The organism is Paenibacillus marchantiophytorum (assembly GCF_014640555.1).
GTDB classification, from domain to species: domain Bacteria; phylum Bacillota; class Bacilli; order Paenibacillales; family NBRC-103111; genus Paenibacillus_E; species Paenibacillus_E marchantiophytorum.
Window position 1 is genome coordinate 194,542 of the sequence record NZ_BMHE01000001.1, and the last position, 23,666, is coordinate 218,207.

Annotated in this window: 20 protein-coding genes, 1 other RNA gene and 1 pseudogene; 1 reads left to right on the top strand and 21 read right to left on the bottom strand. The window is 48.3% G+C overall.

What is annotated here, in order from left to right:
- Positions 1-3: 3 nt before the first annotated feature.
- From IEY34_RS00935 to IEY34_RS01010, 16 genes and pseudogenes are all read right to left on the bottom strand, one after another.
- The gene (locus IEY34_RS00935) at positions 4-906 is read right to left on the bottom strand and encodes a DUF58 domain-containing protein (RefSeq protein WP_189006305.1); all 903 of its coding nucleotides are present in this window, start codon (positions 904-906) and stop codon (positions 4-6) included.
- Complete coding sequence (locus IEY34_RS00940) at positions 903-1,892, bottom strand: AAA family ATPase (protein ID WP_189006308.1); 990 nt, start codon at positions 1,890-1,892, stop codon at positions 903-905. Before IEY34_RS00940 ends, IEY34_RS00935 begins: the two co-directional genes overlap by 4 nt.
- A 32-nt stretch (positions 1,893-1,924) precedes the next feature.
- A complete protein-coding gene (locus tag IEY34_RS00945; protein WP_189006311.1) occupies positions 1,925-3,580 on the bottom strand; it encodes a DUF8809 domain-containing protein in 1,656 nt (551 codons plus the stop codon).
- 80 nt (positions 3,581-3,660) lie between these two features.
- Positions 3,661-4,473 carry an ABC transporter permease gene (locus IEY34_RS00950; RefSeq protein WP_229757400.1) on the bottom strand — a complete coding sequence of 271 codons (813 nt, stop codon included), beginning with the start codon at positions 4,471-4,473 and terminating at the stop codon, positions 3,661-3,663.
- Complete coding sequence (locus tag IEY34_RS00955) at positions 4,445-5,398, bottom strand: ABC transporter ATP-binding protein (RefSeq protein ID WP_189006314.1); 954 nt, start codon at positions 5,396-5,398, stop codon at positions 4,445-4,447. The genes IEY34_RS00950 and IEY34_RS00955 overlap by 29 nt, the downstream gene beginning before the upstream one ends.
- Positions 5,395-7,830 (bottom strand): DUF8725 domain-containing protein, encoded by a 2,436-nt coding sequence (locus tag IEY34_RS00960; protein WP_189006317.1) that lies wholly within the window; start codon positions 7,828-7,830, stop codon positions 5,395-5,397. Before IEY34_RS00960 ends, IEY34_RS00955 begins: the two co-directional genes overlap by 4 nt.
- Before the next feature lie 125 nt (positions 7,831-7,955).
- Positions 7,956-8,636: a TerC family protein gene (locus IEY34_RS00965; protein ID WP_189006320.1), complete on the bottom strand. Its 681-nt coding sequence runs from the start codon at positions 8,634-8,636 to the stop codon at positions 7,956-7,958.
- Between the two features lie 67 nt (positions 8,637-8,703).
- Positions 8,704-9,912, bottom strand: a complete 1,209-nt coding sequence (gene thiI / locus IEY34_RS00970) for a tRNA uracil 4-sulfurtransferase ThiI (RefSeq protein ID WP_189006323.1) — start codon at positions 9,910-9,912, stop codon at positions 8,704-8,706.
- A complete protein-coding gene (locus IEY34_RS00975) occupies positions 9,909-11,087 on the bottom strand; it encodes a cysteine desulfurase family protein (RefSeq protein ID WP_189007040.1) in 1,179 nt (392 codons plus the stop codon). Before IEY34_RS00975 ends, thiI begins: the two co-directional genes overlap by 4 nt.
- 124 nt (positions 11,088-11,211) lie before the next feature.
- The gene (locus tag IEY34_RS00980) at positions 11,212-11,940 is read right to left on the bottom strand and encodes a lytic transglycosylase domain-containing protein (RefSeq protein ID WP_189006326.1); all 729 of its coding nucleotides are present in this window, start codon (positions 11,938-11,940) and stop codon (positions 11,212-11,214) included.
- Positions 11,941-12,693: 753 nt separating this feature from the next.
- Positions 12,694-12,891 (bottom strand): annotated as a pseudogene (locus tag IEY34_RS00985) (transposase zinc-binding domain-containing protein); the annotation flags it as partial.
- Between the two features lie 96 nt (positions 12,892-12,987).
- A complete protein-coding gene (locus IEY34_RS00990) occupies positions 12,988-14,280 on the bottom strand; it encodes a hemolysin family protein (protein WP_189007043.1) in 1,293 nt (430 codons plus the stop codon).
- A 334-nt stretch (positions 14,281-14,614) separates the two neighbouring features.
- Complete coding sequence (locus tag IEY34_RS00995) at positions 14,615-15,046, bottom strand: hypothetical protein (RefSeq protein ID WP_189006329.1); 432 nt, start codon at positions 15,044-15,046, stop codon at positions 14,615-14,617.
- An 18-nt stretch (positions 15,047-15,064) separates the two neighbouring features.
- On the bottom strand, positions 15,065-15,280 hold the full coding sequence (locus IEY34_RS01000) for a DUF1540 domain-containing protein (protein WP_189006332.1): 216 nt from the start codon (positions 15,278-15,280) through the stop codon (positions 15,065-15,067).
- 48 nt (positions 15,281-15,328) lie between these two features.
- Complete coding sequence (locus IEY34_RS01005) at positions 15,329-16,423, bottom strand: glycoside hydrolase family 15 protein (RefSeq protein WP_189006336.1); 1,095 nt, start codon at positions 16,421-16,423, stop codon at positions 15,329-15,331.
- Between the two features lie 77 nt (positions 16,424-16,500).
- Positions 16,501-17,001 carry a YpuI family protein gene (locus IEY34_RS01010; RefSeq protein ID WP_173216683.1) on the bottom strand — a complete coding sequence of 167 codons (501 nt, stop codon included), beginning with the start codon at positions 16,999-17,001 and terminating at the stop codon, positions 16,501-16,503.
- Between the two features lie 181 nt (positions 17,002-17,182).
- Between IEY34_RS01010 and IEY34_RS01015 the strand changes: the two genes are divergently transcribed.
- Entirely contained in the window at positions 17,183-19,144 is a 1,962-nt protein-coding gene (locus IEY34_RS01015) for a S8 family peptidase (RefSeq protein ID WP_189006339.1), read from the top strand.
- A 107-nt stretch (positions 19,145-19,251) separates the two neighbouring features.
- Here IEY34_RS01015 and rnpB read toward each other — a convergent pair.
- The 5 genes from rnpB to rpoD all read right to left on the bottom strand — a co-directional run bounded on the left by rnpB (position 19,252) and on the right by rpoD (position 23,635).
- An RNA gene (gene rnpB, locus IEY34_RS01020) (RNase P RNA component class A) lies at positions 19,252-19,669 on the bottom strand.
- Positions 19,670-19,723: 54 nt separating this feature from the next.
- Positions 19,724-20,833, bottom strand: a complete 1,110-nt coding sequence (locus IEY34_RS01025) for a Nif3-like dinuclear metal center hexameric protein (protein ID WP_189006341.1) — start codon at positions 20,831-20,833, stop codon at positions 19,724-19,726.
- Positions 20,809-21,573, bottom strand: a complete 765-nt coding sequence (locus IEY34_RS01030) for a tRNA (adenine(22)-N(1))-methyltransferase (protein ID WP_189006344.1) — start codon at positions 21,571-21,573, stop codon at positions 20,809-20,811. The genes IEY34_RS01025 and IEY34_RS01030 overlap by 25 nt, the downstream gene beginning before the upstream one ends.
- 3 nt (positions 21,574-21,576) lie before the next feature.
- Entirely contained in the window at positions 21,577-22,407 is an 831-nt protein-coding gene (locus IEY34_RS01035) for a hypothetical protein (RefSeq protein WP_189006346.1), read from the bottom strand.
- A gap of 112 nt (positions 22,408-22,519) precedes the next feature.
- On the bottom strand, positions 22,520-23,635 hold the full coding sequence (rpoD, locus tag IEY34_RS01040; protein ID WP_028558036.1) for an RNA polymerase sigma factor RpoD: 1,116 nt from the start codon (positions 23,633-23,635) through the stop codon (positions 22,520-22,522).
- Positions 23,636-23,666 lie beyond the last annotated feature (31 nt).

The window sequence follows — 23,666 nt, forward strand, 5'->3', positions numbered from 1 at the left end:
CCTTCACCTCACAAGTCCGTTGTTTCTTAATGTGCCTAACAGAAAATCACCTGGCGGGATATCCGTCACCGCCAGCAAATAGGTGATTCCTCGCTCATAACAAAATGCTTTTAGCGACTGTGTGTATTGCTGTACGGCCGCTCTGTAGGACTCCAGCACCTTGCTGCTCATCGCTACTTCTCTAGCAGCTCCTGACTCACTGTCAATTAATCGCAGCTCTCCGCTAAACGAAGGGTTGATCTCTTCAGGAGCCAGCACTTGCACGACGATGACTTCCTGCTTCGCGGCAAGCAAATACTTGAGCGACTCTTCAATCCCTTGTTCATATAGAAAATCAGAGAACAGCCAAGTCATCCCCGCTTGGCGAGGCAAGCAGGCAGGATTTCGAAAGACAGCCCCAATATCGCCTTCCCCCAATGGCTGACCACCTGTCAGAAACTCGAAAAGCCGCGGTGCGCTTCCTTTCCCTCGGACAAGTCGCATCTGCCGTGTTATTTGCGTTGTAAACATCGCGGCGCTGACACGATCGAATCGATTTAGAGCCAAATAACCAATGCCAGCAGCCAACTGCCTGGCGTACGCCCATTTGCTGGAGCCACTGCCGTCCTTCTGACCAAAATCCATCGATTTCGAAGCATCCAGCCACAAATGAACTTGCAGTTCCTGCTCATCCATGAAAAGTTTGATGAAGGGCTTACCCGTGCGTCCATAGGCATGCCAATCTAATTGACGCGTATCATCGCCAGGCGTATACAGTCGATAATCAGCGAATTCCAGCGATGAACCCTGATCTTTGGAGCGTCTTCTCCCCTGCATCGTTCCTCGAATCCGGCTTTTTGCCGCTATGCTCATTTGATCCAGACGGCGCATTAGAGCCGGGTCCAGCAAATTCAAACCTGTACTCATCGGCCGCTCTCCATCGTTTGGATAATGGATGCAATGATGCTGTCCGGCGAAATACCCATGGCTTGGCCTTCGAAATTCAGAAACAACCGATGCCGCAGGGCCGGGACTGCCACCACATTCAAATCCTGCTTGGAGACATGAAATCTGCCTGCCAGAAATGCCTTGACTTTGGAAACGGCAATCATCGCCTGAACACCACGAGGGCCTGAGCCGAAGCGGACATATTGTTTAACGGATTCAGGAGCTGTCGCTTCTTCAGGGTGTGTATTCATCAGCAGCTGCACCGCATAATCGAGAACATCCTCGGCAACCAGAATGTCTTTCAAACCAGTTTGAATGTCCCGCAGCAGTGCGCCATCCGCTACTTTCTCAGCCTGAAGCTGTTGGGCTGAGGTTGTCCGCAAAACAATTTCTTTCAATTCACTCTTCGTAGGATACGTGACATGTATTTTCAGCAGAAAACGATCCAACTGTGCTTCAGGCAGCGGATAGGTCCCCTCTTGCTCCAAGGGATTTTGAGTTGCCAACACAAAAAAAGGAGCAGGCAGTCGATAGGTTTCCGAACCAACCGTTACCGTCTTCTCCTGCATAGCCTCCAGAAGCGCGCTCTGAGTCTTGGGTGTAGCCCGATTAATTTCATCTGCGAGCACGACGTGACCGAATAAAGGACCCTTTTGAAACTTGTAGGAGGTCTCCCCTTGTGTGCCAAATTGAATTACATTCGTCCCCGTTATATCTGCCGGCATCAGATCCGGTGTAAATTGAATGCGTGAAAATTGAAGATCAACGGTATCTGCTATCGTTTTGACCAGCATGGTTTTCCCCAGACCCGGAATCCCTTCAAGCAGCGCATGTCCTCCAGCCAAAATGCACCAGAGCAGTTGTTCAACCACGTCTTGCTGGCCTACAATGACACGACCAATTTGTTCTTGCATGTGACGAATTGCTGATCCCCATTCATCCAACTGTTTCTTTGACTCGACCATGTGGCGAACGTCCCCTCCTATTGCCATACTTCCTATCGCTGCGGTTGAATTTCCAGAAAATAATCTCTCACCCTATTTTGCATATGCTGCGGCAGCTCAGAGCGATTGAGTGCGCTCGACGCTTCTGCCGCGTATTCGGCATACACATCTTCATACGGGCGAGAGGCTCCGTCGATTGCCGGAGCCTTCCCGCCTTGGCTGACTTCGCCGCCGCTGCCGCTGGTTGGCCCGCCATCGGCGAACGTCCCACCGGTGCCGGAGCGCTCGCGCGGCGTTGTCACAAGCCCGCGTGAGCCCGCTCCAGTGCCGCCCTGCGTGCCGCCGACACCCCCGCCAGGCCCGCCGCTCTGGCCGGGCCCGCTGCCTGGCGTGCCCCCGGCTCCTGCGCCCGCAGGTCCACCCGCGCCGCTGCCGGGCGGAGCTGCCCCTGGCGCCCCAGCCGCCGCCGCGCCGGCATTAGGCGCCGGAGCGCTGCCGGCCGCAGCAAGCCGCTCGGCGCGGCCGCCAGGCGCCCAGGCTTGCCCGGGCTGCGCTCCGCTCGCGGCGAGCTGGCGCGCTTGCGGCAGCGCTCCCGCAGCGAGGCTCGCGGCTGCCTGCGCAGCTTGCGCCTGCTGCTGCGCCAGAGCTTGCTGTGCGGCGCTGGCCGCCGCAAGGCCGGCCTGCAGCTGGCCAAGCTGCGCAGCAGGGTCCTCGCCGCTGCGCAGCGCGCTCGCGGCCTGCTGGAGCTGCTCACGAAGCTGCTGCTCCGCTTCCGGTGAAGCGGCTGCCGCTGATGCCGCCAGCCGCTCTAATTCACTTGCAAGCTGCTGCTTCTGCTCCGGCGTCATCTTCTGAACTTGCTCACCGAGCTTTGCAAGCTCGCTCTGCATACTCTCTGTCTGCTTCTGTTCCAGCGTTTTCCCTAATTCGCGAAGCGCTTCTGTTCGCTGCATTGAATCCGCCCACTGCTCGGAGCGTTTTTGTTGTTTCTCCATATCACCAATTGTCGTTTCCATTTTCTTCAACGATTTTTCCAGTTCTTCGAGCGCTTTCGCCGTCGTCGGCGTTTGAGCTAATCTACGCTCTAATTCATTTAGATCCTCTGCCACCTGCTTCATAGCAGGCAAAGGCGATGGCTTCGTTTCCAATTCTTTCACAAATTCAGCAACTTGTTTCTGCTGATCTGCCACCCACTGACGTTCTTTGCCGTCTTGCTTTAGCATCGAATCGTTGGAATTAGGCAGGATCAGCAGCAAGCCAAACACGAATAGCGCAATTGCTCCTGGCATCCACTGTTTGCGGGTAATCCGGTAAACGACCACCTTAGTGAGCTGCTCATCCACGAAGAGATTCGCTTTGTGAAGAGCATCCTGCCGTTGAAGATCAGCCAGCACGGAAGTTTGCTCCGCGTATTTCAGCGCTGTCGAGATGCGATCTTCCAAACCATGCTTATCCATGATTTGGGCAGCATCTTGATGCCGAGGCCGATGTAGATACAACCAAACACTCGCGGTGATTACTGCTAAGACCACACTGCCCCATGCGCCATTTCTATAAAAGTTAATCAGGAAGAAGCGTCCGCCAATCATCCAGATACAAGCCAGCACAATGCCAATCGTCAAGCTGCGAATGAGATAGTGACATCCTTTTACTTTCAACAAACGTGCATTTACTACATCCAGCAGATCTTCCAGCTTCTCATATCTCATTCACAACCGCTCCTCCCTGACCACTAGTTGATTCTCTTGGGAATTCGTTTGTTTGATCATTTTCTTCGTTTCATAATCGGTCACAAATACCTGACGCTTAACCAGATAAAAAGAAGCAGCAGCACTGTATATGAAGCCACGAAAATGTGCCACATTTGCAGCGGTTCGTGCCCTTTGAACAATTGCTTCGCAAAATCAGGGACCATCAAACTTGCTAGAACAGCCATTGGATTAAAGCTTAGGAAATACCCGAGCACGTCTTCATCGATGCCATTGCGTCCCAAATTGGCAAAGAATAATCCCGCCAAAGCGGTGAATCCAAAAACAAATAGCACAAAACCATACGTCGCAATAATCGAAATGACCGTTTTCTTCAAAACTGTTGAAAAGAATATCCCTACAGCGCCGAATAGCAGCATAACGAACACATAAAAAACAAAGACAGACAGCACTTGTTTCGGCGACACCCCCCCATAGAGAAACACAATACTGTAAAGGGGCATCGTCGCTACGACCGTTAACAGCATGAAACTGAGGGAAGCAAATAATTTGCTGAGTATAATCGTTCCCGAGCTCTGTTGCGTCGTTAGAAGCATATTTAAGGTTTGCTTTTCTCGTTCTCCGCTGATCACCCCCGCCGTTAAGCCAGGTGTCATGAAGGCAATAAGAACCAGCTGCGTACCGCTTAGAAAATAAAACAACTCACTGCTTTTAGTTGTACTGAGCACGCCCGCTTGCAAGTTGCTCATATTAATGTAAGCAAATCCCAGTGCGATCAAACCGATCGCAAGCAAATACACCAGAATTGACAGCGGGGAACGGAAGGTCCGCATACGCAATCGGAATTCTTTCTCCAGCACGGGATTAATCCAATTTAACTTGCTGTTCATCATGGGCGCCGCCTCCTTTGGTGATTTCCAGAAAGACATCTTCCAGATTCGTTAAGGCTTCGCTGAATGAAAGAAGCGGGAACCCGGTCTCAATCAAACGCGCCAGGAGTAAAGATTGATCCTCATCTGTACCGCCAAAATGAACATGAAGGCCTTTCTCATCTTGAAGTGCCATTGTGACATGCGGCTGCTGCTTCAGGTAGGCTAAAGCTTCTTCCGAGCGATTCACTACTCTGATTTGCAGCACACGATTCGCTTTCATCCGATTTTGAATGTCCGACACCTTGCCTTTTGCGATCAGCTTCCCATATTCGATGACACCGATCTCATCAACCATTTCAGCCAGTTCCGGCAAAATATGCGAAGAAATAATGATCGTTTTGCCCATGGCTTTAAGTTCTTTCAGAATCTCTCTCATTTCAATACGCGCTCTAGGGTCCAGACCAGAAGCCGGCTCATCCAAAATTAAAACCTCTGGTTCATGCACGAGGCACCGGGCTAGACAAAGCCGCTGTTTCATCCCACGGGACAAAGAATCCACATAAAAATCAGCTTTCTCGGTTAAATTCACAAGGTCCAATAATTGCGGAATCAATTTCAACCGATCTGCTCTTGAGATGCCATAACTGGCTCCGTAGAAATCCAAATATTCCGTTGCTTTGAAATTATCATAAACACCGAAGAAATCCGGCATATAGCCGATGAGCCTGCGTACTTCTTTGGGCTTATCCGTGACATCATACCCGCCAACTTCCGCTGTACCTGAGGTCGGATTCAGCAGTGTTGCAAGAATGGACATTGTCGTCGATTTACCCGCTCCGTTAGGACCTACAAAACCAAAGACAGTCCCTTTGTCAATCTGCATTGTCAAAGAATCCAACGCCGTGAAATTGCCGTATCTTTTGGTAAGTTCTTTGGTTGTAATCATCGTTTCACCGATCCTTCCAGAGAAACAGACGGCATGCGGAACATCGTATTATTTAGAATGGTTGTCGCTTTCATGCGAATGGATTTCCCCTCCGTAATATAAGGCTGCAGCTTGTCCCCTTCCCAGGATTGAGAAGCTTTCATGGCAAGCGGTTCCCACGCATTTGTTTGGGCATTCCACAATTCCAACGTTACTTCGGGATTCGGGTCGCCAGTCATCTCCATTTTCTGATAATTCGCACCGCTTAATGGAGGTAAAGTATACACAAGGGTAACATCGCCGCCGCCCATCTGCATGAATGGACCATCACGGAACTGTAAAGCACTCATTTTCAAATGATTATCCGCTAAAGTAGGAACGATTGCTTTACTCGGGATGACAATTCTGCCATCAGAAGTCACGTAATTAAGCTTCATCTCCTGAGAAACCAGGGTGAGCTGCTCTGTTGGCACAGACCCGCTAGACGTGATGGGAAGGGAAGTCTGATCCCTAAACCAACCAATAATCATGGGTGTGAAACCGCCTGCAACCTTGAAATTTCGTTGCATAAATGTATTTAACAAAGCGCGTTGATGACGACCATTATCCAGCATCTTACTGGTTATCGGATAAGGAAAGGCCAGTTGACCATAATTCTTTCCATTGGACACCGTAACGCTTCCAGCCGTATTGAAGCTAACTGCAGCGCCTGCCTTCAAGTCACCCACATTCAAATAACTTTGATTCACTAAAATAGCGACGTTGGTTAAATCCTTCGTTGTATGATTCGTCACTTCACCTTTTACACCATTCACCGATAAATCCGTAATCGTATAGTCCAATTTGCCAAACGCCACAGGTTGTTCATCGTTCTTGGCAATCTTGGCTATTGAGGAATAAGCAATATCCTGCAGCCCGACCAGAGATGACGAATCCTGATCTTGTCGAAATACGAACTCACTGCGACCGCTGAGCTGCAGATTCGGATAAACTTCGCTTTGCAAGAAGGGAGAGGCGGCTCCTTTATCAGGCAACTTGAGCTCCAAATCTCCTCCTTTTGGCAAAAACACAGATATCATCGACTGCTTAATCCCTGACCCTGAACCATTGAGTGTAAGCGTCGAAAAGGACTGTGCCATGGAGCTTGCCCGATTGGTTGCTCCGAATTGAAAGATGCCAAAGCTGGTGACGATCGCCACCAATGGGATGATGTACCATGCCCACTCTCTACGATCTAATCGACGCAAAATGAAGTAGAGGATCGGTCCGACGATAACTGCATAAACAAGCAAAACAAGCGCAAGTTGAGCCAACTTAGGCGGCTGGAGCGAAGGATAATAATCTAAAGCTTCATTCATTTCCCAAAAAGAGTCCCCGCCATAACGCGCTTGATTCAAATTATAGGCATTCGCCCGCTCTATTGGCCCCGCTAGCAACTGCTCCCATAAACGCGTATTCCCATTCCACGAAGCCAATGGATTTAGCGATAAATCATAAGCAACATAGTCGACATGACCATTTCCATAGGAAGAACGAGCATAGATGGGGATTGTTTGGTCCGAAACGATAGCTTCCGCTCCGTTTACTAAGGCAGCTTTGGAAATCGTGAATGGCGAGCCGAATGCCAGCTCCTTCTCGCCCATTTTGGCTAACTCCGACAGATCTGTCACCGTCTGCGTGCCTTGATACGTTACAGGGGAAGCGCTTGAAAAAGGCGCAGCCGTCTTGGAATAACCAGCACCTCCGCCAATAATCAGCGCACCTCCGCGCTGCGTCCATTGCTGAATCGCTTGAACTTGATCCTTCGTCAACGTATCGGACGCAAAATCATTCAAAACAAGCACATCAAAACTGTCTAAACCCAAGGCTTCCAGTGGCATTTCCGTTTGTTTCAAATGAATCAGATTGAGCTTTTTACCGGATTGATTCAACAGGCTTAGGAAATTCATCGTATCGACATCACGTGCCAAAACGCCCACTTGCAACGTTTCTTTCGGTATTGGAAAGGCTTCCAAATTGGTTTTGCCATCCAACGCGACTTTCTTCCCGCTCTTTACAGATTTTTCATAAAATGAGATCGTATTATTAACATTGCTGTAGGGGAATCCAGGGATTAACATGGATATGACTTTCGTGCTATCTTTGGGCAGTTCCACCAACTTGGCGTAACTGAAATCCTTATTCCCATTCGGATGGGCAACTTGAATAACCAGATCACCCGATAAATCAGCGTTCCCCTTATTGTGCAAGGTTATTTTCACCGGGGTCCAGGTGCTTTGCTTCACATTCGCCGCTCCAAAACCAATCTCCGATTGAATTTCAATCTTAGGAGTGTCTTCCGCTCTTGCCGTGCCTCCGAAAAATAGATTTCCTTGCAGCCATAACACAAGGAGCATACAGCCAATTAACCATTTAAATTGCAGATATCCTTTTCTATTCGGGCTTACATTCACGCTATTGACTCCCTTCTCATCCAACCTGTCTCATAAGTAGACGACAAAAATGGAAAAAAGTTTCAATTCCTGACGTAAAAAAACCGCTTCGCTGTCGAAACTCAGCTTGGCGGTTGTTCCCTCATCTATTCATTTCTGGTTTTCAGCTGATGCATTCGCAGCCCTTTGACGGTTAAGCCAATCATAATCACAAGCGCCGCGGCAGCGATCGGTATCCATACATGCAGAAACTCAAAATCCATCAGCACCCAATCGATCATTTTTTCGTCCTTAACAAACATTTCTCCCGCTGTATACCCCAGAATTCCAGCCCCTATGAGCACCAGTATCGGGTATTTCTGCAGCAGGTTCATGACAAGCGTGCTGCCCCAAATAATGATGGGAATACTAAGCCCTATTCCCAAAATAATAACGGTGTTGTTCCCATTCCCCTTGGCAGCAATTGCAAGCACATTATCCAGACTCATTACAAAATCAGCAACAATAATCGTCCATATGGCTTTGCCGAGCGTCGAGGCTTCTTTCACATTCGCGTGACTGTCATCATCGGTAAGCAGCTTGATCGCAATCCAGAAAAGCAGAATCGATCCTCCTGCTTGTATGTAAGGAATGTCCAGCAAGCTTACGGCGACTAATGTCAGTACCAATCGCAGTGCAATGGCCCCGAAAGCCCCCCACCAAACAGCGAGTTTTCGCTGTTCCACCGGCAGATTTTTGCTAGCTAACGCTATAACTACCGCATTGTCGCCGCTTAGGACGATATTGATCAACATAATTTGCAAAAACAGTATGAGCGCATCAATCATGCCTTACAACCTCCCGGAATACATGGCGAACAGGCGACGAAGTCACCTACCGAAGGGTCGTATCGCATTAAAATAAATGCGCGTCTGACACCTTCTTCCTTTGTCCATGAACGATTTCAATAGTTTCCGTTTGTGTGACTGCTCTCTCGATGAGCGCTGGCAAGAAGTCCATGCTGTGCTCGATTTTCTCGACCATTCTGAGATTAGGATTGGTGCTCGGAGATGGCGGAAGAAACAGGGAGCAGCAATCTTCATAAGGTAGAATAGAGATTGGGAATGTGCCAATCTTCTCCGCAATGCGAATAATCTCTTGCTTGTCCATCATCATCAGCGGTTGCAAAAGAGGCAGCGTGACGACACGCCCAATGACGTTTAGGCTGGGCAGTGTTTGACTCGCTACTTGGCCCAAGCTCTCACCAGTGACTAAGCCGCTTAATCCACGTTGATCGGCAATCTGTTCAGCAATGCGATACATCGCTCTTCTTATAAGCGTTACTAATAAATTGTCCTGATACGCTTGATGGATCGATGTTTGCACTTCTGTGAATGGCACAAGGTGCAGCTTGACAGAGTCTGTGTAGGAAGACAATTGGTGGGCCAAATCAATGACCTTCTCCTTCGCGCGCTCGCTTGTGTAAGGAAAGCTATGGAAGTGGATCGCTTCAATCGAAAGCCCTTTGCGCATCGCCAGCCAACCGGCAACGGGGCTATCAATCCCTCCGGAAAGCATCAATAAGGCATTTCCACTCGTTCCTGCGGGGAATCCGCCTGCACCTTCAATAACCTCCGCATACAACAGAACCTGTTCCTCGCGAATCTCTACCCTTAGCTCCACTTCCGGTTGATGAACATCCACCTGCAATCCGGGACTTGCTTGCAGCACATAACCGCCAACCAAATAATTCATGCGCTGCGAATCCAGCGGAAATGATTTATTCACCCTGCGTACGGTCACTTTAAACGTTTTGGGCTGCTTGGGCAGTGCCTGCATAACCTCAAGAGCCATTGCTTGAATCGCTTCGACCTCCATGGGTGCATGATACGCCGGGCTGAATGACGCTAATCCAAATACCCGCTGCAGAGCCGACGAAGCTTCTTCATACGCCGCTCCCCCTAGCTCCACATATACGCGTCCATATTCCGGAATATACCTCAAATCAGGAAATGACCCCAAAACTTTACGAATTTGTGTCATTACGCTGCGCTCAAATCGTTTGCGATTTTTCCCTTTTAGTGTCAACTCGCCAAAACGCAAAATTAAACAATCCGGTTTCATCTTCGTTTCCCCCTTCTTTCCGCTGGTTTCTGTACCATCGGTGCAAGCTCCCTTACTACTCCTCGCAGTGCCGCAAGGAACTGCTCCACATCTTGTTCGTTATGTTCATCCGAGAAGCTGATTCTCAGCCCGCTAACGGCCTGCTCCGGACTGCATCCCATGGCCAGCATGACATAGCTGGGATCAGACTCGTCTGATGCGCAGGCCGACTTCGTAGAAAGGTAGATTTCTCGCTGCTCCAAGGCATGCACAACCACTTCTGCCTTCATGCCTGCATAAGAAAAGTGAACAATATGCGGAGCCATCTCTTCTTCAATCTCAGATCCGGTTAAGCGCAGCTGCGGAATCTCGCGGATTCCTTCAACAAATAAGCGCCGAATATGATATTTATGCGCAGTTTTGGCTGCAAGCTGCTCCGTAGAAATCCGGAGCGCCTTGGCCATTCCTACAATTAGCGGTACGTTTTCCGTGCCTGAACGAAGCCCGGATTCCTGGCCGCCTCCCACAAGCAGCGGCTTGAGCTGAACGCCCTCTCTGCGATAGAGAAGGCCGGCACCCTTAGGGCCTCGGAACTTATGCGCCGATGCGCTGCATAGATCAATGCCCCACTCCTTAAGTCGCAAGGGAAGCTTGGCGATTCCTTGCACGGCATCCACATGGAATAGGATTTTGGGATAATCCGCAAGCAGTTCGCCAATGTCTTGGATCGGCTGAATCGTACCTACTTCATTATTGACATACATGATACTAACCAGAATGGTATCTTCGCAAATAGCCGCTTTCAGGGCTGCTATATCAATACTTCCCGCATGATTAACAGATAAATAAGTGACTCGAAATCCCTCTTGTTCCAGCTGTATGAACACTTCTTTGACCGAAGGATGTTCGATTTGTGTCGTTATCAAATGCTTGCCGCGATTGTGATAGCTGTAGGCCGCGCCTTTGATCGCTAGATTATTGCTTTCCGTGCCGCCGGATGTACAGATGATCTGAGCCGCTAGCACGCCCAGGATGCCCGCCATGACTTCCTTGGCGCTGTTAAGCAATTTCTCCGCTTGGACGCCCAATCCATGAATCGAAGACGGATTGCCATAGTGCTGCTTCATTACTTCGGTTATGGTGTCTATCACTTCTTCATAAAGCGGCGAGGTTGCCGCATAGTCCAAATAAAGCATCACTCACTGATTCCCCTTTTTTCCTATTAAAACGTATAATCGTTGATAACTCAAGCTTGCGCCTAGACACAAAAAGCTGACTCCCGCATGATACTCGCGGAAATCAGCTTCCATCTTTCGTGCATTATAGCGAAAAATTACGTTTATGGGTAAAAACCTTGGATACATAGGCCTGCGTTTCTTGCGGAAGCAAATGGAGCTTATCTGCCAAATCCTGGTCCGTCCGGATCCCTAAGCGATCAATTCGTCCAGGCCCTGCATTGTAAGCAGCAAGCGCAACGCCTTCATTGCCATTGTATTTCTTCACTAAATTACTTAAAAAGTGCGTGCCTGCATCCACATTTTGCTGAGGATCGAACGGGTTCGTTACTCCGAAGCCGCTGCCTGTCCCATCCATAAGCTGCATAAGCCCTTTGGCTCCTGCCGACGATACCGCCTGATGATTAAAACTGGATTCTTGCTGGATGACCGCCTTGACCAAGGATGAATCGAGACCGTATTTGGCACTTGCCTGTTGAATGATATTTTCGTATTGTGAAGTCGTAGAGAACGACTTTCCTGGTGTTTGTAAGGGTGTATACGCCTTGCCTAAAGCGGCCAAAGAACTGGGAACGCTAGTCATCGACGCACCGCCTAATAAAGAGCTCATGGCATCTTGACTGGTAAGCGCAGTTCCCGCAGCCGAACCGGAAGCTTGCCCCATCACAGTCTGCAGCAGCTCACTAAAATCGTTAGCTTCGTCTGTACTTGAAGACTTGGTGTCATCACCGGATAGCAAACTCATTTTACTTAGCATCTGAAGCTGGAGCAATTCTTTCATTACTCTAGGGTCTATGCTGTTCGTGCTGTTCATCCGTCAGACCTCTTTTCTATCATTTCATCGTTATGTTCATTGTACACGTTTTGAGCCCCGGCGACTAGTCTGACTTACGAGCGCTATGAATAAAAAAAAGCCGCTTTGCCGCCCTAAGAGATGAGCGTCTGCATAACGCTTTCCAACAAACTAGCGGATCCTAGTTCCCTTTGGGCTTTGCAATGACAGAGAGCGTCGTGTGAGAAGGAACTATGATCCTCTATATGGCGGGAACTGGGGTAAACGTAGTATGAAAGGGAACTGAGATCCGCTATTTAAGCGAAACCTGCTGATTCCAACCGGGAAATGGTGCAATAGCGGATTGTAGTTCCCTTTGCAGCGGAATATAGCGGTTTTCAGAATTATAGCGTACTGTAGTTCCCTCAAACTCGCGATCATGGCACATTTTTGCCACAATCGAGGCTTGACTGTTCCCTTATCTCCGCGCGATAGCTAAGCTAGAGGATCTCATTCTGCCAAAGCTTGTTTATACCTCCAAACCAGCAGTAATTTGAACACATAAGTACGTTCACAGCTACCTTGTTCTCATCTCATCGCATCTCATTACAGCTCTTCTCTTCTCTTCTCTTCTCTTCTCTTCTCTTCTCTTCTCTTCTCTTCTCTTCTCTTCTCATCATCATCATCTGATCGCATCGAACCACTCCATCGTGATGGGCCGTCTACAACCCAAGCCTGGAGACTGGGGTCAATCTCCAACATTTAAATTCTGGGCAAGCTTCACTCACCCCAACCCAAAAACATGCCTCTTAGACCTTCGTCGATGGTCAAGATGACCTGTCGATAGTTGACTTGACATACGTCCCCAGGCAAGACCCGGCTCCACTCTTCCGTTCCTCCGCATGAACACGTCGTGCAGAAACGTCCCTGGCACCTGTAGGGTACCACCTTAAGATCGTGGCACCCTTCACATGCGAGCAGCTTAATCCCTTTAATCCCTTTTTTCGGGTCCCACAATCCCGAATTAAATCCACCCCAAAACTTATGCTTTCAAAAAAAAGACAGTCATTAGACTGTCTCTCTTCCATTTCAAGAAATATTTTGCTGTAACATTTCATTCTCTTCGGTAAACTTTCTGACAATGACACGAGAAATACGCAAATGATCGGTTTCTTCCACGATAAACATAAACTCGTCATTGTAACTGACTTGTTGGTTCTTGCTTGGCGGAATCTCCGTTTGCGAATAAATCCAGCCGCCGATTGTATCGTAATCATCGGATTCAATCTCAAGACCGAAATACTCATTCACTTCATCAATCAGCAGCAAGCCATCGATGGAGAACGTATTTTCATCCTTCATCTCAATGGTTGGACGTTCTTCGTCAAACTCATCCTGAATTTCACCGACAATTTCTTCCATAATGTCTTCAAGGGTAACAAGTCCTGATGTTCCACCATACTCATCGATCAGCAAAGCCATCTGGCTTTTGCGTTTCTGCATCATTTTCAGCAAATCACTGATATGAATAGAATCCGGAACCGTCGTGATCGGGCGTATAATTTTCTTAATCCCTTTGAGGTTCGCATCCGGTTTAAGTAAATCCTTGATATGAACAAATCCAATAATGTTATCCTTGTCAGGGTCACAGACCGGATAGCGAGTGCGCATTTCTTTGATCGCTATGGCTAAATTCTCCGCATAGGAAAGCCCCGCATACAAGCATTCCATCTCGGTTCGCGGAATCATAATTTCCCGGGCTGTAGTCTCTGCAAATCCGAATATATTGTCAACAAGCGTGAGCTCTGTATTATCTATTAGTCCGTTTTTGTGACTTTCTTTCATGAGAACCCGAATTTCATCTTCGGTGTGTGCCGACTCATGTTCAGTCGTAGGCTCGATCCCTGCACGTCTTAACATCCAATTGGAAATACCGTTCAGAATCCAAATAAACGGGTACATCACTTTATAAAACAATACCATAGGCCCTGCTGAAAGCAGCGTAATTTGCTCTGCCTTACGAATGGCATATGTCTTAGGGAACTGTTCACCTAATGTAATATGCAGTGTGGTCATAAGGGAAAAAGCGATAATAAAAGTAATCGTGTGGAACACCGAATCCGGCAGATGCAGCGGAGCAAACAGCGGTTCCAGAATTTTGGCGAACGTCGGCTCCCCGACATAACCAAGTCCCAATGAAGTCAGTGTAATCCCTAGCTGACATGCACCTAGATAAGCATCGAGATTATTCATGATACCTTGTGCAAACTTAGCATTGCGGCGACCTTCACCAACAAGCGAATCAATCCGACTTCCTCTTACTTTCACCATAGCAAATTCAGCAGCAACAAAAAAACCATTCAACAACACCAGTCCAAACATTAACAGAAAACTGATTAACGTTTCGGGCAAAGGATCTTCCAATACCTTACCTATCCCCTATCAAGCGCGAAGCCGCACCAAGGAGAATAGGTACACCTCCCTTAATTTCGATTTGAATTAAAATATCACTTTTCATTATATAATAATACTGTAAGCATTCAAAGGTGCGAATATGACTCCTGAAGCCAAATAGTACGAGCAAATGGGAGTATATGCACTAAAATGAGGCCCTAACGAGTATCTACCCCTTAATTATCGGACTTAAACGTGAATTCACCTGTTTTTTTTCAAAAAAAAGAAAAACAAGCCGATCTCTCGGCTTGCTTCTCTACACTTAACCATAATAAGGGACTAATAAAAAATAGGCGGCAACCGCAATAAATCCAAGCGCAATGGACCAAGCGCCAAGCCCCTTGTTCCCCATAAGAAGCGCGATAATGCCAAGCACAATACCGGAAACCCCAAGCAGAACAGGCCAGACAAACAGGGAGGCCAACGCCACGAACAAAGCTATATACCCAACAGCCTTATTGCGTGTAACAGCCTCAACCAACTCTTCAATCTCTTCATCAGGAACATCCGAGTAGGCATCTGCATGATCAGATGACTTGTTTCTGTACGGCTCTGCATCGTAGAATCTCCGGGTAGGAGCTGTGATCTCGGCTGCGTATTCTTCCTTATGGTTCAGCCCGCCTTCTGTGCGGAACTGGTCGCGTTGGAACCGCTCCTTCGTCGCTTTGTCCATGAAATCGTCGTTGTTAGTCATGGGGCCTCCACGCTGAACTTACAATTTCTTCTTGGCTTTGAATGTGTGACAGCACGTATTGGCAACATTGCTTGCAGCATCTTGATGATCCGTATCAAATGATTCCCCAGCAAACTCTTCGTTATAATTGGCGGTTGCATGTTGATCAACTTCAATCATGATGGTTCCTGCATGACAGTTGTTGCCTTGCTTCCAATATTCGCAATTGGCAACTGAACATTTTACATCTGGCATCGTCAACACCTCCATTAACAATTTGCCCGTCAAAGAGGTGGTCTATGCTCACTGCAAGCTGTCAGATAGCACCAAGAACATCGCATGGGACCACAGCAGGGGCAGCGGGGGTTCGCCGCATTTCTGCAGCCACTCCGCGTAAGCATCCGGGGATCTCAAGGCGTCTGCGACTTGCTCAGGCAAGCGCCCTAGTGAATCTGCTTTACTGCCTATCCACGCCAAAGAGCGCCGCGCTTCCTCCAGATGGCCAAGTTCCTTCTGATACCAACCATACCAAGCTGTTAACAGCAGCCACTCGCCGCCGCCGAAATAGCGATCCTCGGCATAACGCTGAATGCCACCATGCTTCAAATCCGCCTCAATGGCTTGCACTGTGCTGCGCATAACCGGATCTGTGACTTCACAAACACCGAATGGAACAGCAAGCCAAAGCAGGCTCGCATCGACGCCAGACAAGGCTGGCTGCCATATTTCATCAATGCAGTGAATCGACTTCACGAAACGGCCCTCATGAACGCAATGCTCAAGGATGAACCCTTTGATCATTGCCGCTTTTTCAAGCAGCTCTGAACGCCCTTCAAGCTCCCCTAGCGCCTTCAATCCTCCGTATACACAAGCTAAGGTCGCAGGATGAACATAATCCGGATTCTCTTCCCAGCAATCGAAATTCGGATAATGCCAGAACGTCATCAAATAATCAACGGTAATCTCAATGCTTTCACGCAGTTCATCCAACATATGACGGTGCCCCGTTTTTTTCACATGCTCCGTAAGACCCCACAGCCAAGCTCCGTAACCGTCGAGCTGAAAGTGTCCCCATTCAGAAACATCGTCGCGGCCATCCAAATGATAGCGCGTACCCAAAAATTCGGACCGATCAATCCACTCATGGCGCTCATGCTTCTGAACTAAAGCATCAACCTGCGAGCGCTTATCCTGGAGAACACGGCCGACCCATTTATAGAACAAACCTGCGCTCTCATTTTCATCCACACGGTCCATCGCATTGGCGATGAACGTCCCATCTCTGAGCCAACTATAAGCGTAAGGCGCAAAAAGCGGAGAAGCAATATATCCGCCACGGGGGTGCTGATTCAATTTGATAATGGAGATACTGCTTGTGATTAACTCGTCGCGTTCCATGCGTCCAAGCCTCCTCTAAAAGAAAAAAGATGCGCGAATATTCGGCATCCCTTTTATCTTTTGTACGTAGATTGTTTTTATACTTTTTCGCCTTGCATACGACGCTGCGTGATGTAATCTGTTTCGTAATAGGAAAGATCCTCACGAAGCTCTTCGAATACTTTGGACAATTCAATCGTCAAATCACGCACTTCACGTGAAGGTTTTTTGCGGAAGCGGATGGCATCTTGTCCCGTATAAGCATAACGGCCATCTTCGGAATAGCATTCATTTTTGGGATAGAAAAATGTATTCACGCAAGTATGATATACCTCATACAACACTTTTTCCGAAAAATCCACATTAAAAGTAGGACGTCTCAAGCTAACGCCCAATTTCTCATACGCCACTTCACAAAATACTAAAAGATGACGAGTATCTTGAAGATAACCTCGGTAAAATTCATCCATAGCGGGATCATTCTCCACATTTAACAGTGAGAGCGAATGTTGATTCAGAAACAGCTCCATTTTGGCAGTCGTTTCTTTTAACTTCGTACGCGTTGAATCACAAATATTTTTCACATTAAAAACAGCCATTTATGAAGACCTCCTCTAATTGCGCTATTCCTATCCTACCATAAATTGACCTGAAAAGGTATATGTAATCCGCCAGTTTCCATGCATAAAACAATCCGCTGCTCCTAACTCTAAGGAAAGGTTATTTGTTTCGTTCATTTCTTTCATTGAATGCGAAGCCAGCCTAGAAGGAGGTTTGTTCATGCGGCGATATTTATCTACTATTACTCTAGCTCTTGGTTTAGGAATCATCCTCTTTCCTCATCACTCTAATAACGAAACCAAACCAGGCCCGGAAGTGTATAGTGCAAAGTATGAGACGAATTCGAAGTTAGCTCTCCTCGAACAGGATGTGAAGCTGACAGACGATTTGTGCAGAACCCAATGCTCAACCGACTATGTGAAAATGATTTCCCAGATCGAAGCCGGAGAACAACCAGACAAGGTCTTAACCAGCATGAAGTCTGCGCACGAAAAAATGGATGTGCTTATTTGGACGAAACGCAGTCAAACCATTGAGCAAGGGGTAAAAGCCGGAGAAATACCTGTTTCTTATAAAGATCAAGCTGCTGCTTATTTGGCGGAAGCCAAAGCTGCGGCAGAATCGGGAAGACACTACCAATCCCCGAAATTCGGCGCTGGGCAGCAAGTTTATTTTGTCCAAGGACTTCCCGCATCGAATGGTGAGAACTCGCTGATTGGCGTCATCCATCAAGATATTTTGCATCAAGTTACGGATCATCAGATGAAAAATTTGCGCCTTGAACCTTATCCCAATGAAAATAGATGGAAAGTGGAATCGGTCGATACCGACACGCTGAAAGATAAAGTGGTTGATCATCCGGAAGATAATCAAGGTACCAGCCATTATCACCAAAATGAAGTTGTCGTCAAATTCAAGCAAGACCCTACCGAAGCTCAACTGGCACAGATCAAAAGTGAGATTAAAGCGACATCTGTTCAAAAAATCGGTTATACCTTTGTCTTCCGCACGGAAGGCATGGAAGCCAAAGCCCTTATGGCTTATTTCGGCAAATGGGATGTTGCCTATGTTGAGCCTCATTTTCTTTATCTAACGAATGATTATTATGATGATCAGGAAGAAGATACGACCGATACGACTAAGTCCAATTATACAGATTCACAGAATTCACAAACGTCTAGCATAGCGCCAAACTTCAAGCCGAATGACAATTTATTCAGCAAATATCAATGGAATCTCCCTCTGATTGAAACCGTCGAAGGGTGGCAATTCAATCGCGGCGCCAAAGATGTTATTGTCGCTGTTGTAGACACGGGAGCTGATCTGCAGCATCCTGACTTAAAGGGGCAACTGCTGCCAGGCTACAATGTGATTACCGGCAACGATCAACCGCAAGATGATGTGGGACATGGCACACATGTTACAGGCGTCATTGCTGCGATCGTCAACAACAACCTGGGTGTTGCGGGGATGACCTGGTACAACAAAGTAATGCCGGTCAAAGTGTTGGATCAGACAGGTGCAGGCAGCACCTACTCCGTTGCTCAAGGGATTATCTGGGCAGCCGATCATGGCGCCAAGGTGATGAATTTAAGCCTCGGGAATTACGCCGACTCCGGATTTCTGCACGATGCCATTAAATACGCCTATGACAAAGACGTAGCGCTCATCGCGGCGAGCGGCAACGATAATACAGAAAGACCAGGCTATCCTGCTGCTTATCCGGAAGTATTCGCCGTAGCTGCCAGTGATTCAGAAAATAAAAAAGCTCCTTTTTCCAACTATGGTGATTACATTGATGTGACTGCGCCTGGTGTAAGCATTGCGAGTACGTATCCTGACAATCAATATGCGGCCTTATCCGGGACTTCGATGGCAAGCCCTCACGTGACGGCATTGGCAGCGTTGATCCGATCCACGAATCCCAATTTGAAAAATACCGACGTGTACCAAATCATGAGAGACTCAGCTCAAGACTTGGGTACAACTGGTTTTGACAAATATTTTGGCTACGGGCTGATCGATGTCTCCAAAGCCATCCAATTGGCCGAAAAACGAACAAGCACTAGCTTTAATTGGTCCAAAAACTGGTTTACCCAGCGGTTCATCTCCCAGAAATATGCATGGAGACTCAATGACAATGGCTTAGCGAAAACCAGCGAATCGAAAACTAATTTCTGATTTATCAGGCTGCCCTGGGAGGTTTACGGACCTTGGGGCAGCTTTTTGCGTGACCCTATATAAAAATAAATACCCGCAAGGCCTAAGCCTTGCGGGTAACCGACAGTATGGAAAGTTTGCCGTAAGCCGGGTTCTGTACTTCCGGTGGTCATAGCGGGCGTCTGTCCCCTGCCACCATTGAAGCGACAATCATCTATCTAGGCCATACATTGCTGCACAGCTCAAGCGACCAACCCGAACGCGTCTCAGGCGAAGACTGCCGCCTCGAAAGCGGCTAGCGTTCCTCTAGGTCTTGCTCCAAGTGGGGTTTACCAGGATCTATGTCACCATAGAACCTCGTGGTCTCTTACACCACGGTTCCACCCTTGCCTGATCTTGTCCGAAGACAAGCCATCGGCGGTCCATTTCTGTGGCCCTATCCTTCAACTCGCGTTGACTGGACGTTATCCAGCACCCTGCCATATGGAGCCCGGACTTTCCTCTCGCTGTGGCTTACCCACAGCCAGCGATTGTCTGTCAAACTTTCCGACGCATTTGCTAGTATACTAGGAATGCCTTTGAATTACAACTCTGTTTGTTCTATAAAAACTGAAACGGTTCTGTATCGACCGCGGATGCCAGCACCTGCGTATCCGTTTTGGTCAGTTGCGCGGCGAGATAATCGGCCACGCCGCGCTTCATGATCTTCTCGACGTTGTGCCCAACGTCGATCAAGGTCAACCCCGCAGCCAACGCATCATGCGCGGTGTGGTAGTCGATGTCGCCGGTGACCAGCACATCGGCGCCGGCAAACATGGCGTGCCGCATGTAGCGGCCCCCGGAGCCGCCCAGCACGGCCACCTTGCGGATGGGCCGCGTTAGATCCCCGACGACGCGCACCGCCGGCACGTCGAAGACCTGCTTCGCGAGCTCGGTCAGCTCGCGGAGCGTCATGGCCGCGGGCAGCTTGCCTACGCGCCCCAGCCCGAACACTCTACCCTTGAGGTCCATCGGGTAGAGGTCATAGGCCACCTCCTCATAGGGGTGGGCCTTGAGCATGGCTTGAACCGCCTTGCGCTGGACGCTCGCGGTTACAATTGTCTCTACGCGTACTTCCTGTACGCGCTCAAGCTTGCCCGCTTCCCCGATATACGGGTGCGTCCCTTCCTGCGGCAGGAACGTGCCCGTGCCGGGGATGTTGAAGCTGCAGTGGCTGTACTGCCCAATCCACCCCGCGCCCGCGGTGAATAGGGCATCCAGCACCGCCTGATGATGCGTCTCAGGGACGAAGACCACAAGCTTCTGCAGCTTCTCGGTATGCACATCTTCCAGATGCGTAAGCTCCGATAAGCCAAGCTTGTCCGCCATCATATCGTTGACGCCGCCTTCGGCCACATCCAAATTCGTATGGGCAATATAGACCGCGATGTCATTCTTGATTAATTTCTCATATAAACGGCCTGCCGGTGTATCCGTTTGAAGATGCGCAAGCGGCCGGAAAATAATCGCATGATGGGCGATTATTAAATTGGCTCCAAGCTCAATCGCTTCTTGAACGACCTCATCGGTAACATCCAGGGCGACCAGCACTTTTTGAATTTCTTTTTGCAGCGAACCTAACTGCAAGCCAATTTTGTCATCCGGCATCGCATAATGCTTGGGCGCCAGCTGTTCGAACAGCTGAACTACGGTTTGACCTTTTGCAAACATGCGAGTACCTCCTTGATCTCATTCATTTCTTGTCTCACTTGGGCCGCTTTCTCGATGGAAGCTTCTGCAGTTGATCGACCCAGTTGATCCTCAATCATCGCCAGCTTCCTTAATTCACTTTCCCACTTTGCAAACCATACATCCGGTGCTTGATGGATCAAATAAGGCCCCATTTGAAACAGGCGCTCCTGTGAAACCTTTAAGCCTCCTGCAAGCAAGCGTTCCGTGTACAGGTCTGCCAGCTTTGCTCTCTCTTCCGCGGGTACAGCAACAGCCGTTAGAATTTCATAGATTTTGCCGTCTTCCTCCAGTATGGTTTCCGACTCCAGCTTCCACCCTTGTTCTAACAGCCAGCGTCGAACATGGTCTTCTCCAACGTTCGGCTGCAAAATGAGATGGGTCACTCCAGTAAGCTTATGTTTCCCCGCCTCCAGAATGCTTGCCATCAGACTGCCGCCCATACCGGCAATTGTGATCACATTCACTTCGCCTGCTTCAATCACCGCTAATCCGTCGCCGGATCTTACACTTATTACTTTAGACAAGCCGCTCTCAAGCACCTGCCTTGTCGCAGCTTCATATGGACCTGGATTTACCTCACCCGCCACAGCAAACAAAATAATACCCCGCTGAGCCAAATAAGTTGGCAACAGGGCATGATCCGATCCAATATCCGCGACTTTGGAACCTGCAGGAACACGATCTGCAATCATTTGCAATCTTTTCGATAATTTCACCATACGTTACATTACCCACTCTACCCATTTTTTACGAAACAAAAATAACGCGATGCCCGCAGAAACTAATTTAGCTGTAAAAGACAATTGGATGACGCGTGCTGTCATATCGACATCAACTAAGAATGTCATAGCCTCTGGCGCAAACCAAGCGATGCCGCCAACCAGAAGCAATACACCAGCCGCCTGCTTATTCGTATGATGCGCAAGCCAAGCAATCCATATGAGTACAATACTCACCGGTATCCAACTAATTTCGAGTGAGAACCAGCCTGGACTCTCCAACTTATGCAGAAGCAGCCAGCCATAAGTGCCTACTAAGCCCAACCAACCGCAAAGCTGATAAATCGCCATGCGTCCTACAAGGCCATTAAATAACCATACAACACTGCAGAAAGCTAAATATCCTACATAGGCATAGGATGACTGAACTTCATGTATGTCCATCAAGTATAGACCAAGAAGCAGCAATGCAACCGAAGCAACCCCACAAAGCAGATAGGAAACTACAGGAGCTTTCGTGAACTGCCGGTAAGCAAACCCATAACAAATGATGACAAAAAGCGTGGAAATTCCAATTTGCATTGGCATTCCAAAAGAGTTAAAATTAAGAGCAGATAAGGCCAGAGCGGCAATCACCGCCATAACGACTAACCATATTTTCCAATTACTGTTTGCTACCGAGGTTGCGGATACCCCCATTAATGAAGCCGGTTTAGGCGTCGCCTCATCCACATACAAATTCAATAGAAAATCACAATAGTGCTCGGGAAGCAGCTTGCTTCTGCGCCAATGATCGATTTCCCTTACAATCACTTTTCGTTTCTCAGCATCCATTTCGTCGCTCACCTTCCTAGCTACTTTATCGGTGATTTTGCCCTTAATTTTTAGACATAATTTTCATAAAAAAAGACCCCGCCGAATATGGCAGGGCCCTCTCACAGCGTCTTTATTCTAAGAAATCTTTCAAACGTTTGCTACGGCTAGGATGTCTCAACTTACGCAACGCTTTCGCTTCAATCTGACGAATCCGCTCACGTGTTACGCCAAACACCTTACCTACTTCTTCCAATGTACGGGTACGTCCATCATCAAGACCGAAACGCAAGCGAAGCACATTCTCTTCTCTTTCCGTCAACGTATCCAGGACATCCTCAAGCTGTTCCTTCAGAAGTTCATACGCAGCAGCATCTGCCGGAGCCAATGCTTCTTGATCCTCAATGAAATCTCCCAAATGCGAATCGTCTTCTTCACCAATTGGTGTTTCCAGCGATACCGGTTCTTGTGCGATCTTCATGATTTCACGAACTTTGTCGGTGCTCAAATCCATCTCTTTGGCAATCTCTTCCGGCGTTGGTTCGCGCCCCAGTTCTTGCAGCAATTGGCGAGAAACACGGATTAATTTATTAATGGTTTCGACCATATGTACAGGAATCCGAATCGTTCTCGCTTGGTCAGCAATAGCGCGAGTTATCGCTTGACGAATCCACCACGTCGCATAGGTACTGAATTTGTAGCCTTTGGTATGATCGAACTTTTCAACGGCTTTAATGAGACCCATGTTTCCTTCTTGGATTAAATCAAGGAAAAGCATGCCGCGGCCTACATATCTTTTGGCGATACTGACAACGAGTCGCAAGTTCGCTTCTGCCAAGCGTCTCTTCGCTTCTTCGTCCCCATTTTCGATCCGTTTGGCTAAACCAACTTCATCTTCCGCAGAAAGAAGCGGCACACGACCAATTTCCTTCAAATACATCCGAACTGGATCATTAATCTTAATTCCAGGCGGCAAAGCCAGATCATCATCGAAGTTGAATTCATCGCGTTCGTTCTCTTCCGGATTCATCGAATCCTCATCAGATTCATTCCCAACATCGATACCTTGCTCTGAAAGCTGTTCAAAAAACTCATCGATTTGTTCTGGATCCTGATCGAAGGGAGCTAATTTCTCCATAATATCCTTGTAAGTAAGTGAGGACCGCTTTTTCCCCTGCTCAATAAGCTGGTCTTTCACCTGGTCCAGGGTCAACTCTGTCTCTAGTTCTGTACGCTGATCATTCGCCATAGTACGGACTCCCTCCTCCCTAGTCATTCAG

Excerpts from the sequence above, each read along its gene's own strand:
- IEY34_RS00945 (WP_189006311.1), bottom strand. The coding sequence starts at position 3,580 with ATGAGATATGAGAAGCTGGAAGATCTGCTGGATGTAGTAAATGCACGT.
- IEY34_RS00965 (WP_189006320.1), bottom strand. The coding sequence starts at position 8,636 with ATGATTGATGCGCTCATACTGTTTTTGCAAATTATGTTGATCAATATC.
- IEY34_RS01005 (WP_189006336.1), bottom strand. The coding sequence starts at position 16,423 with ATGGAACGCGACGAGTTAATCACAAGCAGTATCTCCATTATCAAATTG.
- IEY34_RS01035 (WP_189006346.1), bottom strand. The coding sequence starts at position 22,407 with ATGGATGCTGAGAAACGAAAAGTGATTGTAAGGGAAATCGATCATTGG.
- IEY34_RS00940 (WP_189006308.1), bottom strand. The coding sequence starts at position 1,892 with ATGGTCGAGTCAAAGAAACAGTTGGATGAATGGGGATCAGCAATTCGT.
- IEY34_RS01015 (WP_189006339.1), top strand. The coding sequence starts at position 17,183 with ATGCGGCGATATTTATCTACTATTACTCTAGCTCTTGGTTTAGGAATC.
- IEY34_RS01030 (WP_189006344.1), bottom strand. The coding sequence starts at position 21,573 with ATGGTGAAATTATCGAAAAGATTGCAAATGATTGCAGATCGTGTTCCT.
- IEY34_RS00990 (WP_189007043.1), bottom strand. The coding sequence starts at position 14,280 with ATGTTTGGACTGGTGTTGTTGAATGGTTTTTTTGTTGCTGCTGAATTT.
- IEY34_RS01025 (WP_189006341.1), bottom strand. The coding sequence starts at position 20,833 with ATGTTTGCAAAAGGTCAAACCGTAGTTCAGCTGTTCGAACAGCTGGCG.
- rpoD (WP_028558036.1), bottom strand. The coding sequence starts at position 23,635 with ATGGCGAATGATCAGCGTACAGAACTAGAGACAGAGTTGACCCTGGAC.
- IEY34_RS01000 (WP_189006332.1), bottom strand. The coding sequence starts at position 15,280 with ATGCCAGATGTAAAATGTTCAGTTGCCAATTGCGAATATTGGAAGCAA.
- IEY34_RS00955 (WP_189006314.1), bottom strand. The coding sequence starts at position 5,398 with ATGATTACAACCAAAGAACTTACCAAAAGATACGGCAATTTCACGGCG.
- IEY34_RS01010 (WP_173216683.1), bottom strand. The coding sequence starts at position 17,001 with ATGGCTGTTTTTAATGTGAAAAATATTTGTGATTCAACGCGTACGAAG.
- IEY34_RS00975 (WP_189007040.1), bottom strand. The coding sequence starts at position 11,087 with ATGCTTTATTTGGACTATGCGGCAACCTCGCCGCTTTATGAAGAAGTG.
- IEY34_RS00995 (WP_189006329.1), bottom strand. The coding sequence starts at position 15,046 with ATGACTAACAACGACGATTTCATGGACAAAGCGACGAAGGAGCGGTTC.
- IEY34_RS00935 (WP_189006305.1), bottom strand. The coding sequence starts at position 906 with ATGAGTACAGGTTTGAATTTGCTGGACCCGGCTCTAATGCGCCGTCTG.
- IEY34_RS00950 (WP_229757400.1), bottom strand. The coding sequence starts at position 4,473 with ATGATGAACAGCAAGTTAAATTGGATTAATCCCGTGCTGGAGAAAGAA.
- thiI (WP_189006323.1), bottom strand. The coding sequence starts at position 9,912 with ATGAAACCGGATTGTTTAATTTTGCGTTTTGGCGAGTTGACACTAAAA.
- IEY34_RS00980 (WP_189006326.1), bottom strand. The coding sequence starts at position 11,940 with ATGAACAGCACGAACAGCATAGACCCTAGAGTAATGAAAGAATTGCTC.